The 14,390-nt window shown below is 62.6% G+C and carries 12 protein-coding genes; 6 read left to right on the top strand and 6 right to left on the bottom strand.

Annotation, left to right across the window (positions count from 1 at the left end; translation table 11 throughout):
- Positions 1 to 116: 116 nt before the first annotated feature.
- Positions 117 to 1,808 carry an alpha-amylase family glycosyl hydrolase gene (locus Q4P21_RS04735; protein ID WP_303387681.1) on the bottom strand — a complete coding sequence of 564 codons (1,692 nt, stop codon included), beginning with the start codon at positions 1,806 to 1,808 and terminating at the stop codon, positions 117 to 119.
- A gap of 114 nt (positions 1,809 to 1,922) precedes the next feature.
- On the opposite strand from Q4P21_RS04735, the gene Q4P21_RS04730 reads away from it, so the two are divergent.
- Positions 1,923 to 2,555, top strand: coding sequence for a hypothetical protein (locus tag Q4P21_RS04730; RefSeq protein WP_303387680.1), 633 nt, complete (start codon positions 1,923 to 1,925; stop codon positions 2,553 to 2,555).
- A 126-nt stretch (positions 2,556 to 2,681) separates the two neighbouring features.
- Here Q4P21_RS04730 and Q4P21_RS04725 read toward each other — a convergent pair whose 3' ends face one another.
- Both Q4P21_RS04725 and mshA read right to left on the bottom strand, forming a co-directional pair.
- Entirely contained in the window at positions 2,682 to 5,753 is a 3,072-nt protein-coding gene (locus Q4P21_RS04725; RefSeq protein ID WP_303387696.1) for a S8 family serine peptidase, read from the bottom strand.
- A 270-nt stretch (positions 5,754 to 6,023) separates the two neighbouring features.
- Positions 6,024 to 7,274, bottom strand: coding sequence for a D-inositol-3-phosphate glycosyltransferase (gene mshA, locus Q4P21_RS04720; protein ID WP_303387679.1), 1,251 nt, complete (start codon positions 7,272 to 7,274; stop codon positions 6,024 to 6,026).
- 199 nt (positions 7,275 to 7,473) lie between these two features.
- Between mshA and alr the strand changes: the two genes are divergently transcribed.
- The 5 genes from alr to tsaD are packed head-to-tail and all read left to right on the top strand — an operon-like array spanning position 7,474 to position 11,669.
- Positions 7,474 to 8,688 (top strand): alanine racemase, encoded by a 1,215-nt coding sequence (alr, locus tag Q4P21_RS04715; RefSeq protein ID WP_303387678.1) that lies wholly within the window; start codon positions 7,474 to 7,476, stop codon positions 8,686 to 8,688.
- Positions 8,688 to 9,326: a tRNA (adenosine(37)-N6)-threonylcarbamoyltransferase complex ATPase subunit type 1 TsaE gene (tsaE, locus tag Q4P21_RS04710; protein ID WP_303387677.1), complete on the top strand. Its 639-nt coding sequence runs from the start codon at positions 8,688 to 8,690 to the stop codon at positions 9,324 to 9,326. The genes alr and tsaE overlap by 1 nt, the downstream gene beginning before the upstream one ends.
- Positions 9,314 to 10,048 carry a tRNA (adenosine(37)-N6)-threonylcarbamoyltransferase complex dimerization subunit type 1 TsaB gene (gene tsaB, locus Q4P21_RS04705; RefSeq protein ID WP_303387676.1) on the top strand — a complete coding sequence of 245 codons (735 nt, stop codon included), beginning with the start codon at positions 9,314 to 9,316 and terminating at the stop codon, positions 10,046 to 10,048. Before tsaE ends, tsaB begins: the two co-directional genes overlap by 13 nt.
- 56 nt (positions 10,049 to 10,104) lie before the next feature.
- Positions 10,105 to 10,581, top strand: a complete 477-nt coding sequence (gene rimI / locus Q4P21_RS04700; RefSeq protein ID WP_303387675.1) for a ribosomal protein S18-alanine N-acetyltransferase — start codon at positions 10,105 to 10,107, stop codon at positions 10,579 to 10,581.
- On the top strand, positions 10,578 to 11,669 hold the full coding sequence (gene tsaD, locus Q4P21_RS04695; RefSeq protein ID WP_303387674.1) for a tRNA (adenosine(37)-N6)-threonylcarbamoyltransferase complex transferase subunit TsaD: 1,092 nt from the start codon (positions 10,578 to 10,580) through the stop codon (positions 11,667 to 11,669). Before rimI ends, tsaD begins: the two co-directional genes overlap by 4 nt.
- Positions 11,670 to 11,707: 38 nt before the next feature.
- On the opposite strand, the gene Q4P21_RS04690 is transcribed toward tsaD, so the two are convergent.
- From Q4P21_RS04690 to Q4P21_RS04680, 3 genes are all read right to left on the bottom strand, one after another.
- Complete coding sequence (locus Q4P21_RS04690; protein ID WP_303387673.1) at positions 11,708 to 12,409, bottom strand: DedA family protein; 702 nt, start codon at positions 12,407 to 12,409, stop codon at positions 11,708 to 11,710.
- A gap of 9 nt (positions 12,410 to 12,418) precedes the next feature.
- Positions 12,419 to 13,273 carry a phosphatase PAP2 family protein gene (locus Q4P21_RS04685; RefSeq protein ID WP_303387672.1) on the bottom strand — a complete coding sequence of 285 codons (855 nt, stop codon included), beginning with the start codon at positions 13,271 to 13,273 and terminating at the stop codon, positions 12,419 to 12,421.
- Between the two features lie 145 nt (positions 13,274 to 13,418).
- Positions 13,419 to 14,390 (bottom strand): glutamate--cysteine ligase (locus Q4P21_RS04680; RefSeq protein WP_303387671.1); only part of this gene is annotated, 972 nt, incomplete at its 5' end.

Genomic DNA, 14,390 nt, shown 5'->3' with positions numbered 1-14,390 from the left:
TCCCCCATAGCTGTGATGGATGCGGCGGACAGTGCAGAGGCGTCGTGGGAAGTGGCTCCGAAAGTGCAGGAGGGTCGGGTGGGACCGCCCCGAAAGTGCAGGAGGGTCGGTAGGGGTTAGGGGGCGATCCAGAGGGTTGTCTCTGCCGGGATCGTCGTGGTCGCGTCGGCGGGATCGCCGGAGCTGAGCACCACTTTGGCTACGTCGACGCCGGATGGCAGTGGTGCGGGCTTGTTGGCAAAGTTTGTCAACACTTCCCAGCCGTTGGGGCGGCGGTAGTGCACCAACGGTCCGGATTCACCGCTGAGCCATTCCAGCGACTCCTCCGTCTGCAGTTTCCGTCGCAACGCCAAAGCGTCCCGGTACATTTCCAATGTTGAGCCAATGGTGCCGTCCTGTACGTCGGCGGCCTGCAACGCAAACCAAGAGGGCTGGGGCAGCCAAGGCGTGCCACCAAATCCGAAGTTCAGTTCCGTGGCGGACCAAGGCAGTGGCACGCGGCAGCCGTCACGGCCCTTGATCTTGTGCTGTGTGCGGAACCAGGTGGGATCCTGTAGGGCTGCCGCAGGTAGATCGGCCACTTCAAACAATCCGAGTTCTTCACCTTGGTACAGATAGGCAGATCCGGGCAGCCCCAGCATGAAGAGCGTCGCGGCACGGGCCCGACGCAAACCGCGAGCCAAGTCCGTGGCCGGAGTGACGCCGTCGCTCAGCAGCCAAGCCTCCAGAGTCTCCAAGGTGCTGTCATCAGGCAGCGCGTAGCGGGACGCGTGGCGGACAACGTCGTGGTTGGAAAACACCCACGTCGAAGATGCGCCGGATGCCTCGGCCTCGGAGAGGCATTTTTCGGCGATGGTGCGGAATTCGGTGCCGTCAAAGTGCGCCTGCAGGAGATCAAAGTTGAAGGCCTGGCCCAGCTCGGTGGGGCGGGCGTACTTCAACCGTCGGTCAGTAAACGGTACCCAAGCCTCGGCCACGGCGGCCTTGGGCGGGTCATATTCGTTGAGCACTGAACGCCAACCGGCGAAGATCTCATGCACGGCGTCGCGGTCAAAGAGCGGGTCACTGCCGTCGTCGACCAGGATCTCCAGTGCCGGCTTGGAGCGCAGCGGCAGGGACATGTCCTTGTCCAACGCATGCGCCACATCGACCCGGAAGCCGTCAACGCCGCGGTCCGCCCAGAAACGCAGCGTGGTGTGGAAATCTTCGCGCACTTCAGGGTTGTCCCAGTTGAAGTCCGGCTGTTCCGCAGCGAAAAGGTGCAGGTACCACTGGCCCAGCTGGCCGGCGTTCGGGCCCGCTGCCTCCTTCACCCGCGTCCAGGCGCCTCCGCCAAAGTGGGAGGGCCAGTCCGACGGCGGCAGCTCGCCTTCCTCGCCCAGCCCGTCAAGGAAGTGGTAGCGGGCGCGCTCTGGGGAGCCCGGAGCCGCAGCGAGTGCGGCCTGGAACCAGGGGTGCAAGTTTGAAGAGTGGTTGGGCACGATGTCCACGATGATCTTGATGCCGGATTCGTGGGCGGCGGCCACCATGGCGTCAAAGTCGTCCAGTGAACCAAGACGCGGGTCGACGTTGCGGTAGTCATCGACGTCGTAGCCGCCGTCGGCCAGTGCGGAGGGGTAGAACGGGCTGAGCCAGATGGCATCGATTCCCAGCGCCGACAAGTAGTCCATGCGGGCCGTGATGCCAGGCAAGTCGCCCATGCCGTCATTGTCGGAGTCGGCAAAGCTGCGCGGATAGATCTGGTACACGGCGGCTTGGCGCCACCAGGTGGCCTCGGGGTGGGTTGATGCTGGTGCGGGATTGCTCATGGAAGGGGTTCCTCTCGTCGTATCCGTGACGTTACCAACTTTGCGTGCGGCTTTGTTCCAAGCATGCCCGAACGCGGTGGGCTAGTATTGCAGAAACGCGAGGAGGCGTTGAAGTTGGGATGGTTTTGGACCTCGACGACGTCTGGCCGTGCAGCAGGCAATGGCGCAGCGTACCGCGCAAAGGCTCCGTTTCGTGTGGCCGTGGCCTCCGTGGCCTCGGTGACATGTACCGTATTGGTGGCCGGTTTGGCTGCCTGCTCAACCGCGCCCGACGTGCCGCCGAGCTCCAGCGCTTCCGTCCACACCACGCAGCCGGAGGCACCCGCCGTGACACCGTCCAACAGCATTCCCCCAGCAAACAGTGGATTCCCGTCAGAGCCCCCGCAGCCAGCGCTCGAGTCAAGTGAGCTTTCCATCGCCGTGACACCCTCGCCCGGTGCGCAGCCGCAGGTGTTCATCCTGGTGTCCGCCAATGGTGAGCCCGGGCCGGGGTCAACAGTCCCGGATCCCACCGCGGCGATGGCAGCCTTGGACCGCTACGGGGAAGGCATCTTTTTTCCTGTCCCCGGCCCGCAGCAAGCGTGCCTGGATGTTTTCAGTGGCCCGGAGGTGGCTGTTGTCACCGGCACGTTCAACGGGCGGTCCGTCAACGCGACCTTCAAACGCACGGACAGTTGCCAGACCGCGCGCTGGCAGGCACTGGCTCCGCTCTTTGGGGCTGTAGCTGGCGGAACCGGCGCGATCTAGCCTTTACGGACCGGACACAGCAAACTGTGTGCCAGAAGGTGCACATTAACGCCCGGGATGCGGGGGTTTCGTACGGTTTCTGACACACAGTTGCTGTGTGGGCGGCAGGGGATGCCTGCCTCTGGCCTAAAGTTTCAGGTCAGTGTGCATTGAATCGTCGGGAAGCTCCAACTGCTGGGGTTTCTGCTTGGGTTTGCCGGGGTTGGCTGGCTTATCCTTCTTATTTTTACCGTTGTCAGGAGCCACGGCGTTGCCAGCTGGAGTGACGATGACCGAAACGAATGTCTCGGTTCCGCTGTCTCCGAATGTCACGCGTCCAATGTAGGAGCCGGTTTCCAGCCCGAACCAAGTCAGGACCACGGAGCCTGATTGGCCGTTCGCCAGTTTCAGCGGGTTCGGAGCCACAGTGGCATTGCCGGAGTTGGCCCCCAGCACGGCCGCATCCACGGTTGCGTTGACTGCGGCACCGCCGTTGCTGGAATACAGGTTGGCGAGGATGGTGTACGTTCCCGGCGCAGGGTTCGGCAGTGACAGAGTTTCACTGGCCGAGCCCGTCCTCACATCGGAGTACGTTCCGGAAGGGTTGAAGACGATCATGTCGAAGTCGGCCGTAGGCTCAGAGGAGATGACGGAGAACTTCGCCAGCTTGGCTCCTTCCGGGACAGTCACGGTCTTCAGGAAATTCGACTTGTTCACTGTCACCGCCAATGGGCCCGGAACCAGGGAAATCGGGGTGGAATCAGCCTTGGACAACCCATCCAAGGTGACCGCGATGGGGGCGTTGGTTCCGGATGTCACCGGAATCTTACCGCTGCCGTTGACGCCCTTGGAGGAAAACGCAATGTTCTGATCCGCGAGCACCGGCAACGGTCGCACGGCAATGGGGGAGGCCACATTCTTGCCGGCCCCCTGCCAAACCAGGTTGCCGGTGGCAAATTCACTCAACGGTGCCGTGGCATTTTCGAAGGTCACTTTGAAACTTCGTTGTTCTCCGGCATAGCTAAAGTTCAGCACCGGAGGGGTGACCGTGACATCCACGCCGGGGATACTTGCGCTGGCACGGTAGAGACCCGGGGTCAGCGCGGTCAGCGTACGGGTGACGGTGACTTTTCCGGTCAGACTGCCGACGGCGAACGAAGCCACGTTCATGTCGCGTGCCGGGGTGCTGCCCAATCCCGGGATGCCCAGGTCCAAGCCTGTGCCCTGCACGAACTTCAAGTAGTCATCGACGCCGGCATCGTAAACCAGCCCTGGTTCCAGGGCATTGGCTACGGCCACCTGCCCTGCGCCAGTGGCAAATACGCCGGTGTTCTTCGTCCCGTCCTCGTTGACCACATCAGAGGCGGTGGTCATCATGGCTGACTTGACCGTTGCCGGGGACCATAGTGGGTTCTTGGAAAGGAGCAGAGCTCCAAATCCGGCAACGTGCGGGGCAGCCATCGAAGTTCCTGACATCATGCCAAACTGGGCACCGTCCGAACCAATGGGAGAAACCCCTGCCAATACGTTGACTCCGGGTGCTGCGACGTCGGGCTTGAGTAGGTCTGAATCCGTGGCCGTGAGTGGTCCGCGGGAAGAGAAGCCAGCAATCTGTGGCTGTGGGTCAACAGGCAGCCCCGTGGTGTCCTTGTCGACGAGGGCTACCAAAATGTCCGGATTGGCCGTGACCTTGTCCTTGATCTCCTGACTGGCCGGCGGGTTGACGTGGACGGTGGGGACCGCGTGGAGGTCCAGGTCCTCGGACCCGCTGATGATGTTGACCAGAATCATGCCGATGCCGCCAGCGCGCTTGACCTCGGCGCTCTTGGCAACGCGGTCAAATACGCCGCGGTCGCAAACCACCACTTTGCCAGTCACTTTGGCTGCATCCAGCGAGTCCGGACCGCAAAGCTCCGGTGTGGATGCTCCCGCTGCGGCTGCGTCAGCGCCCAACACGACGTGGCTGGGCGGGACCTCGTGGTCCATCATGCTGGCTCCGCGGAACTTGCTGCCGTCGGAAAATTCAGCCGTCCCTTGCAACTCGGAGCTGAAGGTAGTGGCGGCCACGGTGGTCAGCCACGGGGCGCCATGGTTAACGGTGCTGGGCGTGGGCCCGGAGTTGCCAGCTGAGGCTGCAACAAAAATGCCTGCCGATGCGGCGGAAAGGAAGGCCAAGGCTACGGGGTCCGTGGTGGTGGAAGTGCTGCCGGAAATGGAGTAGTTGAGCACATCGACGCCGTCCAAGATCGCTTGGTTGATGGCTGCGATCGAGGCGGAACTGTAGCAGCCGCCTGTGCCCGGGTCATCGTCCTCCCAACAGATCTTGTAGATCGAGAGCTTGGCTGCCGGGGCAATGCCGCCGGTGATGCCAAGATCTTTACTGCCGATGTTGGCGTGGATGTTGGGATTGCCTGCGGCGGTGCTGGCCGTATGGGTGCCGTGGTTGCTGACGTCCACAGGGGAGATGAGTTCCTGCGGTGCTCGGTGCTCGGGAGCCACGGAGCTCAGGAAGGTGTCTGCGAAGTAGCGGGCGCTGAGTACCTTGGAGTTGCAGGCGGTGCCGTCAAAGTCTGCGCCGGTACCGACGCCCTTTTGGCACTCGCCGACGAATGTTGCGCCGTCGGCCTTCAGCATGGCGAAATTGCCGTCAGCCGTGCGGTACGGGACCCCCACTTGGGGATTGCCCTTCAGCGGTTTGACCTTCTCACCTGCAAAGAACGGGTTCGACGGCGTGTAGCCGGAGTCGATCACGCCGACCACCACGCCCTTACCGGCGTTCTTTACGCCGCCAAAGTCCGTTTTCCACGAGCCTTTCTTGCCGCTGAGGCCCAGGAAGTCGGTGGTGGAGTAGTCGGGTGCGTTTTCAGTGTCCGGCGCGACCATCAGTACGTCTGGGTCCTTGGCCAGGGCGAGAGCCTGGTCAGCGGACAGCGTGGCGGAGAAGCCGTTGATGGCTGCTGTGAACTTGTGCTTGATCGTGACGTTTTCCGATTTAGCCACAGCAACCTGTTGGTTTTCCAGGTGGGCCTGGTACTTTTTGACCTCCGGACGCGCGGCGTCCAGTTTGCGGCCTTGCACTGGCCGGGTTGCGGACAGCCCGGTCGTTCCGCCGTCGTAGGTGGCGGCGGGTTTTTCGGCCAGGACCACAATGTAGCGGCCGGCCTGGTAGTCAATCGTGTCAATATTTTTTGTTTGGACGGTGGAAGGCGCGGACTGCATCGTGCCAGCAGTCGCCGGCAGCACCCCCACGGTGGACAGGAGCAGCGGGAGGCCGGCGGATATTGCCGCAGCCCTCCTGAAGCCTGGTTTGCTGAACAGAGATCTCCCCAGATGTTTCACGAGTAATGCGAACCTTTCGGCGGGGACCGCCCGGCGCCTTTGCCGGAGCGATCAGCGGAACGCCAGAATTGACAAATTTGTCAAAGTTGGCGGGTATCTGACAAACCGTACAGGGTAACAGCCGCTTGTGAAAGAGCTCACGCACAATTCTCAACAACCAGGTGGGGCCACATATTGGTAAGTCAGGGCCAGATCGTAGCTGAGGATGGTCTGGGCAGCGGTGTCTTCCCAGCCGAACGATTCGGCAAAGACGGAAGCGGCTCGGCCCATGTCTGCACGGGTTTCGCCGAAGTCATGCAGGGATGCCAGCGCATCCGCCCACACGCGCGCCGAGCGGCCCTCAACCAGAAGTCCCGTGCGGCCATCGCTGACAGCACGCGGAAGTCCGCCGACATTTGTGGCAATGACGGGCGTGCCACAGGCCTGGGCTTCCAAGGCCACCAGACCGAAGGATTCGCTGGAGGATGGCACGGCCACGACGTCGGCACTCCTGTACCAATCAGCAAGCTGCCCAGGCCCCACAGGAGGCAGGATGGAAGCGATGCTGGCCAATCCGGCGTCGTCAATCATATGCTCGAGATCGTACTTGTCATTGCCGCTGCGGGCGCCCAAAAACGTCAACAGCAAGTTGATGTCGGGGCGCTCGTGACGCAACAGGGCGGCGGCTCCGACCAGCACGTGCGGGCCCTTGAGTCGCTGCAGCCGCCCGGCGAACACCACATGGAAATGTTCGCGGGTGATGCCCATCAGCTGCCGGGACCGGTCGCGGAAGGCAGGCTTGAAAATCTTCAGGTCGACGCCGGGGGAGACTACATCGATGCGCTGCTCGCAACCGTCATAGTGGCCTTCGAGCTCGGCCGCCTCGGCTGCAGTGTTGGCTATCAGGCGAGTGGCGGCACTCACAATCTGCTGCTCGCCGTCCTCCCGGATGCCTGGTTCGGCGGTTTGCCCGTGCGGCAGGTGATTATTTTTGACCCGTGCCATGGTGTGCATGGTGTGCACAAGCGGCAAGTCCAGCGCCTGGGCCACCAAGATCCCCGCCATGCCGGAAACCCAGTAATGCGAATGGATGACAGTGACAGGATCCCCGGGCAGAGCACTTACATGAGCTGCCACGGCATCGGCCATCTCGGGAATGAAATCAGGCAGAGCCTCTTTGGAAATCTTCGTAAACGGGCCAGCTGTGATGTGATGAACGGCAACGTTGGCTGCCACCTGCACGTGGTTAGCTTGTCCTTCGGCGGTCCGACGCGTGTAAATGTCCACGGCCACCCCGATGGCGGCGAGCTCGAGGGCCAGGTGCAGAACGTAGACATTCATGCCACCTGCGTCGCCGCCGCCCGGCTGCTCGAGCGGGGAAGTATGGAGGGACAGCATGGCGACGCGCCGGACTTGGTGCACAGCTGCCTTCCTGGTGGATGTTGCGCGCAGCCGCCGACGAACACGTCAAAGCTGGGCTGTTACTACCCTAATCTTGCCACCGCCAAGTCACTGAACCTAGCCCGAACGCAACGAGGGCACGTCGTCCAAAAAACGTGCCATGGCGAAGTGACGGACGGCGCTGGCGGGCGGTGTCGGGGAAGAGGCCTAAAATGGGGATGTGAGCACCTTCGTTGCGCCCGTTCCTGAGCTAGAACGGCAAGCCATCATTGACCTGTCCGCGATCGCCAACAATGTCCGCCGCCTTCGTTCCATTGCCGCGCCGGCCCAACTCATGGCAGTGGTCAAGGCCGATGCCTACGGACACGGCATGATCCAGGTGGCCCAAACAGCAGTGGCCGCCGGCGCCGATTGGCTGGGCACCGCCCATGTCAGTGAGGCACTGGGCTTGCGTGCAGCCGGGCTGAAGACGCCCGTTCTGGCGTGGCTGCACACCCCAGCCACCGACTTTGCCGCGGCCGTCGCGGCTGACATCGACCTTGGTTGCTCCGGCTGGGAACTGGACAGCATCGTTGAAGCGGCCCGTTCCTTGGAACACCCGGCGAGGGTGCATTTGAAAGTGGACACCGGGCTGGGCCGCAACGGCTGCTCGTTGGCTGATTGGCCCACGCTGGTTGAAGCCGCCGCGAGCTACCAGCGTCAGGGTGTGTTGCGCGTTGTAGGCGTGTTCAGCCACCTGGCCGTCGCCGATGAAACGGACCGTCCCGAAACCGATCTGCAGCTTGCGCGATTCCGCGAGGCTGTGGCCGTGGTGGAGAACGCGGGACTCGATGTGGACGTCCGTCATCTCGCCAACACCCCGGCCACGTTGTCCCGTCCGGACACCCACTTTGACATGGTGCGGGTGGGGCTGGGCCTGTACGGTCTGTCTCCGTTTGCTGACACTACTTCCGCAGAGCTGGGCCTTGTTCCGGCCATGACGCTGCGAACCCACATCGCGTTGTGCAAGGACGTGCTTGCCGGCCAAGGGGTGTCGTACGGGCTGAACTACGCCACGGCAGAACCCAGCACCTTGGGGCTGGTGCCCTTGGGCTACGCAGACGGCATACCGCGCGTTGCCACTGGCGGGCCAGTACGCGTTGGCGGCATCACGTACCCGGTGGTGGGGCGCATCGCCATGGATCAGATGGTGATTGACTTGGGGCCTGCCGGGCGGAGCCACTTTGCCGACACGGCAGGAACGGCGCTGGGGGCCACAGCCGAGATCTTTGGCAACGGGCTCGACGGCGGACCCCTCGTCGAGCGGTGGGCTGAAGCTGCCGGGACGGTCAACTATGAGATCGTGACGCGGATCAGCCAGCGCGTGCCGCGCACCTATGTTGGACAGGCTGACTGCGCGTCAGAGGCTACTGCCGACAGCGACGGTGCACACTGATGGTGTGGGAGTTCGTCACGGACACGCCTGAGCAAACCCAGAACATCGCCGAGAAGCTGGCTGCACTGCTCCAAGCCGGTGACCTCATCATCCTCAGCGGGGAACTCGGCGCGGGAAAAACTACGTTTACCCAAGGTTTGGGGCGCAGCCTCGGTGTGCGCCCGGGCATCATCTCGCCGACTTTCGTGTTGGTGCGCATTCACCCGAACCTGCCGGAGGGGCACAACCCAGGAGGGCCCGATCTTGTCCACGTTGACGCGTACAGGCTTGCCACGCCAGGGGAAATCGATGACATCGATTTGGAAAACACCATGGACAGCTCGGTGACAGTTGTTGAGTGGGGCGAAGACAGGGTTGAACATCTTGCCGCCAGCCGCCTTGAAATTGAACTGCTGCGCGCCGTCGGCAATGGGATACCCGAGGCTGCGGGGCCCACCGAAACCGGACAGGTTGCCGGGTCCGGTGAACCTGGCGAAGCCCCTGACTTTGCCGACAGCTTTGACGCCGATGAAGATGATGGGGAACCTCGCACGCTGCGCCTGCGCGCCGTCGGGCCACGCTGGGCCACCACCGACTTTTCCAAGCTTGGCCCGCCTAAACAAATTACAGAATTGACAATAAACCCGTGCGAATCCTGACCATTGACACCTCCGCCATTGCCAGCGCCGCGGTCCTTGACTTCGATCCGTTGGATCTGGTGCGGACCACGGAACTGGTGGCCAACTTTGCCACCGACGACACTCGCAGCCATGCCGAGGTGCTGGCACCAGGGGTGAAATCGCTTTTCACCGACCCTGTTGTGGAAGGTCCGGCACTGGATGCGATTGTGGTGGGCACCGGCCCGGGCCCGTTCACAGGGCTGCGTTCAGGCATTGCGATGGCTCGCACGCTCAGCTTCACGTGGGGTGTACCCCTCTACGGCATGATGAGCCTTGACGCGCTGGCCCAGCAAGTCTTTGACACACCAGCGCGTCGGGATGGCCGTGCAGTTGGTCCGCTGGCCATGAACGACTTTGTGGTAGCCACCGACGCGCGTCGTAAGGAAGTGTATTGGGCCAAATACAGTGCCGGTGCCCACCTGATTGACGGGCCCCATGTGGGACCGGCAGAGGAGATTTTCGGCCTCCAGGTCTTTGGCGCAGGCGCCGGACTGTATCAAGCCGTGCTGGAAAGCAACGGCTGCAGCGTCCACCCAACGTTCGCCCACACGCAGCCCACTGCTTTTGAGTTGGCACGCGCGGCTGCCCGCCGGATTGCCGGGTCCGGTTCACTCGAAACAGCCGGATTTTTACCATCGACCCCGCTGTACCTGCGCGAATCCGACGCGAAAGTGCCCGGCCCCCGAAAGCGGGCCCTGTGATGCCCGGGCCGGGTCAACAAGCAATACCGGGCGGCCCGCCGGCACTTCTACGCGACATGGGGCCGGGCGACATTGACTTCATTGCCGCCCTGGACAAGCTGCTTTTCGGTGTAGACGCCTGGCCCAGGAGCATGTTTGTCCAGGAACTTGAACATCCTGAAACCCGCCGCTATGTCATTGCCGAGGTGCCCGACGCCGATGGCGGCAGCACCGCCGTCGGCTATGCAGGCCTCATGTGTGTGCCGCCGACGGGGGACATCCAAACCATTGGTGTGCTCCCGGACTATGAAGGCCGGGGAATCGCCCGGGCCATGATGGATGAACTCATCACCGAAGCTGCAAAACGCGGTGCTACCGAGGTCATGCTCGAAGTCAGCGCGGTCAACCCCCGTGCCCAACGGCTCTACGAACGCTACGGCTTCAGCCACATCCACACCCGGCGCAAATACTACCGGGACGGCTCCGACGGGCTCGTCATGCACCTTTCGTTGCCGGCACCAGATGCTCCCACCACCGCGAAGGACCACCCATGAACCACACCCAACCGCTGATCCTGGGGATTGAATCCTCTTGTGATGAAACAGGCGTGGGGCTGGTGCGCGGCACAACACTGTTGACCAACACGGTCTCCTCCTCCATGGAGGAACACATACGTTTTGGCGGGGTCATCCCCGAAATTGCGTCCCGCGCCCACCTTGACGCCTTCGTCCCCACCCTTCAGCAGGCTTTGGCCGATGCCGGGGTGAGTCTCGATGACGTCGATGCCTTCGCTGTCACCAGCGGACCAGGTTTGGCTGGTGCCCTCATGGTCGGTGTCAGCGCCGCCAAGGCCTTGGCCCTGGCGACGGGCAAGCCGCTGTACGCCATCAACCACTTGGTGGCACATGTGGGAGTCGCACTGCTGGATGAGTTCATCGCTGCTGTCGGAAAGGACGGGGGGCTGCCGGAAAACCTTGGCGCGTTGTTGGTGTCCGGCGGTCACACGGAGATCCTGCGGGTGCGCAGCATTGCCTCCGACGTGGAACTGCTCGGGGCCACGATAGACGACGCGGCGGGGGAGGCCTTTGACAAGGTGGCCCGGCTGTTGGGTCTGCACTACCCGGGCGGTCCTGCCATTGACAGGCTGGCGAAGGAAGGTAACGCCAAGGCCGTCCGTTTCCCGCGCGGGCTGACCATGCCCAAATACATGGGAACTTCCGAAGCGCCGGGGCCGCACCGCTACGACTTCTCCTTCTCTGGGCTGAAGACTGCCGTGGCCCGCTGCGTGGAAGGCTACGAAGCCAGGGGTGAGGACATCCCCGTGGCGGACATCGCGGCGTCGTTCCAGGAAGCAGTGCTGGATGTCATCACGGCCAAGGCGGTGCTGGCGTGCAAGGAACAAGGCATCACGACGTTGCTGCTGGGCGGGGGAGTTGCCGCCAATTCCCGCCTGCGTGTGCTGGCTCAGCAGCGTTGTGCGGCGGCGGGCATCGTGCTGCTGGTGCCGAAGATGTCCCTGTGCACCGACAATGGTGCCATGGTGGCGGCCTTGGGTGCGCAGCTGGTGATGAACGGCGTGGTTCCAAGCGAGCTGTCCTTCGCCCCGGATTCCTCCATGCCGGTGACCAGCATCAGTTTGTAGTCATCGACTGCACCACTTTCGAAGTGCTGGATGGGCGGCTAGCTGCCCGCGGCGTCGTCCTGCGCAGGTTTGCCGGCCCTGACTGTGCGGCGTTTGAGCAGGAAGCTGATGCCAGCCGGCAGCAAGGAGGCCAGCACAAGAAGCGCAGCCAAGATATCAATGTTGTTGGCTATCACCTCAAAGTGCCCCAGCCAGGTTCCCAGCATGACGATCGAGCCGGCCCAGCCCACGGCCCCGACGATGTTCCACAGCGTGAACTTTCGGTAGTTGTAGTTGGCCACCCCGGCAACGAGGGGAGCATAGGTGCGCACTATGGGGACAAATCTGGCCAGCACAATGGCCCAGCCACCGCGCCTGGCAAAGAAGTCTTCGGTTTCATGCAGGTATTTGCTCTTGAGGATTTTAGCGTCGTCCTTAAACCAGCGGCGGCCAAATTTACGGCCCAGGAAATACCCCACTTGGTCTCCGGCAATGGCAGCCAGCACCACCACCCCAATGAGTACTGGCAGCGAAATATTGAGCTCGTGGTGCAGCAGTCCAGCCGTGAAAAGGAGCGAGTCCCCGGGCAGGAATGGAAACAACAGACCTGATTCAATGAAGACGATCAAGGCTACGACTGCCAGTACCGCCGGCCCGAGCCCCTCCAGCAGCGTTACGGGGTCCAGGGCGGAAAGCAGTCCGGAGTGCTGGGTCCCGGTTAGGGGAAGAAAATACTGAATGGCAGGTAAAACGGCAGACACCACGCGGCCTCAGGAATTCTGATCGGGGGAGAAGGAACTGCCTGCAGGTGTGGATCCTCCCGACGAGGCGGGGCCACGAGTCGGACCACCGGCGGGGCCGCCAGCCGCATTGGCTCCGGTCTTGGGCGCGGCAACAGGCCCGAAGCGTGCCAGGAGTGGAATGCGGTGCAGCAGCTGGGCTTGGAAACGGTTCCACAAACCGCAAAACAACAGCACACCCGCGCTCGCAGCCAGGAAAGACGCGATGACGTCGCTGGGGTAGTGGACGCCTTCGTAGAGCCGGGACCACGCGACGGCGACGGACACCAGAACGCCCAGGACCACGGCTGGTTTCGCCCATGGACCGTTCCTGAGAAGGAAGAAGAAGGCCCAAGCGAGGCCAACGACCAAGGCCACGTGGCCGCTGGGAAAGCTGTTGGATCCTGTTTCCGGTGCCAACGGGTCAAAGAGCAAGGCCGGGTTTGGCCGGGGCCGTTCAACAATGGCCTTAAAGAATTGACTGGACAACCAACCGGCAGCCGCCACACCGCCAAAGGCCACGGCGTTGACCGGCGATTTACGCACGATCAGCAGAAATAGGCACAGTGCGGCAATGATGAGGACCCCGCCCGCAGGCGAAAAAACAGTCCCGATGCTCATGGCGATGAAAGTCAGGATGCCAACGTGGCTTCTGCTCAGCTGCTGGTCAATAGTGAACTCACCCGTGCTGAAGTCCGGCGTTCCCACGGCATAGAAACCGATTGCCAGCACTGCGACAGACAAGACGGCCACCCAGAGTCCCCAATAGGCAGGCTGTGGAAGCACGGCCAGGCGTGTGCGGAACAGGATTCCAGCTTCGTTGCTGCTGTGGGGCGGTGGTGCCATGCGGGAACTCCCTGATAGGTGGCGTGAAGTTTTAGGGCAGGACGTAATGGCCCTGCCCTAATTCTTACGCGAGGCAGCTGAGAGTTAGCTAAGAAGCTCCACGCCACGGGACATTCGGAGAGCGTTATCCCGCCAGCCGGTGGGGTTAGTTGCTTGCCATTTCCGCAACAAGTTCACGCACGACGGCGCGCAGCTCGCCTCCGTGGGCGGCGGCAACGCGTCGTTGGCGTTGATAGCTGGCGCCGCTGGCAATAATCTTTTCCACGCTGGCCAGTTCGTTGGAGCAGCCCAGCTTGGCAGCGACCGGTTCCAGCTTGTTCAGCAGCTCAACGAGGTGCTCGGTGACGAGTTGTTCGTTGCCGGCGGCATCCAAAATAATGATGGCGTCCATGCCGTACCGGGCTGCGCGCCACTTGTTTTCCTGGATGTGCCAGGGCGGCATGGTGGGGATGGTGCCGCCGTCGTTCAAGGTGGTGGAAAAGTCTTCCACGAGGCATTGGGTCAGTGCGGCGACGGCGCCGATCTCCTCAAGCGTGGACATGCCGTCGCAGATGCGCATTTCAATGGTGCCGAGGTTTGCGACGGGGCGGATGTCCCAACGGATTTCATTGTGGGCATCAATGACACCGGTGGTGAACATGTCCTGGACGTAGGATTCGTAGGCGGCCCAGTTGGGGAATTGGAACGGCAGCCCGGCCGTGGGCAGCTGCTGGAACATCAGGGCGCGCTGGGAAGCGTATCCGGTGTCCACCCCATTCCAGTAAGGGGAGGAAGCGGAGAGTGCCTGGAAGTGCGGGAAATGGTTGACGAGCCCGTCCAGCACCGGCATGGCCTTGGAAACATGGTCCAGGCCTACATGGACGTGGACACCGTAAATCTGCATCTGGCTGCCCCACCACTGGGTCCTGTCCACCAGTTTGGCGTAGCGTTCCTTGTCGGTGACGGCCTGCTCGCTCGGGTTGCTGAAGGGGTGGGTGCCAGCACTGAGTAGTTCGAGCCCCAGGGGGGTGGCGGCGGCACGCAGGTCGGTGAGGCTGTGGCGCAGATCGGCGATTCCGTCGGCGACGGTGTTGGCAACGCCTGTGACCAATTCCACAGTGTTTTGCAGCATTTCACC

Source organism: Arthrobacter sp., assembly GCF_030540645.1.
Lineage (GTDB): Bacteria > Actinomycetota > Actinomycetes > Actinomycetales > Micrococcaceae > Specibacter.
The sequence above is the reverse complement of the archived record's forward strand: the minus strand, read 5'-3'. Positions and strand labels throughout refer to the sequence as shown.

Bases quoted from the DNA above. Each gene is read 5' to 3' on its own strand.
- tsaE (WP_303387677.1), top strand. From the start codon at position 8,688: ATGGTGTGGGAGTTCGTCACGGACACGCCTGAGCAAACCCAGAACATC.
- Q4P21_RS04735 (WP_303387681.1), bottom strand. From the start codon at position 1,808: ATGAGCAATCCCGCACCAGCATCAACCCACCCCGAGGCCACCTGGTGG.
- rimI (WP_303387675.1), top strand. From the start codon at position 10,105: ATGGGGCCGGGCGACATTGACTTCATTGCCGCCCTGGACAAGCTGCTT.
- Q4P21_RS04685 (WP_303387672.1), bottom strand. From the start codon at position 13,273: ATGGCACCACCGCCCCACAGCAGCAACGAAGCTGGAATCCTGTTCCGC.
- tsaD (WP_303387674.1), top strand. From the start codon at position 10,578: ATGAACCACACCCAACCGCTGATCCTGGGGATTGAATCCTCTTGTGAT.
- Q4P21_RS04725 (WP_303387696.1), bottom strand. From the start codon at position 5,753: ATGCAGTCCGCGCCTTCCACCGTCCAAACAAAAAATATTGACACGATT.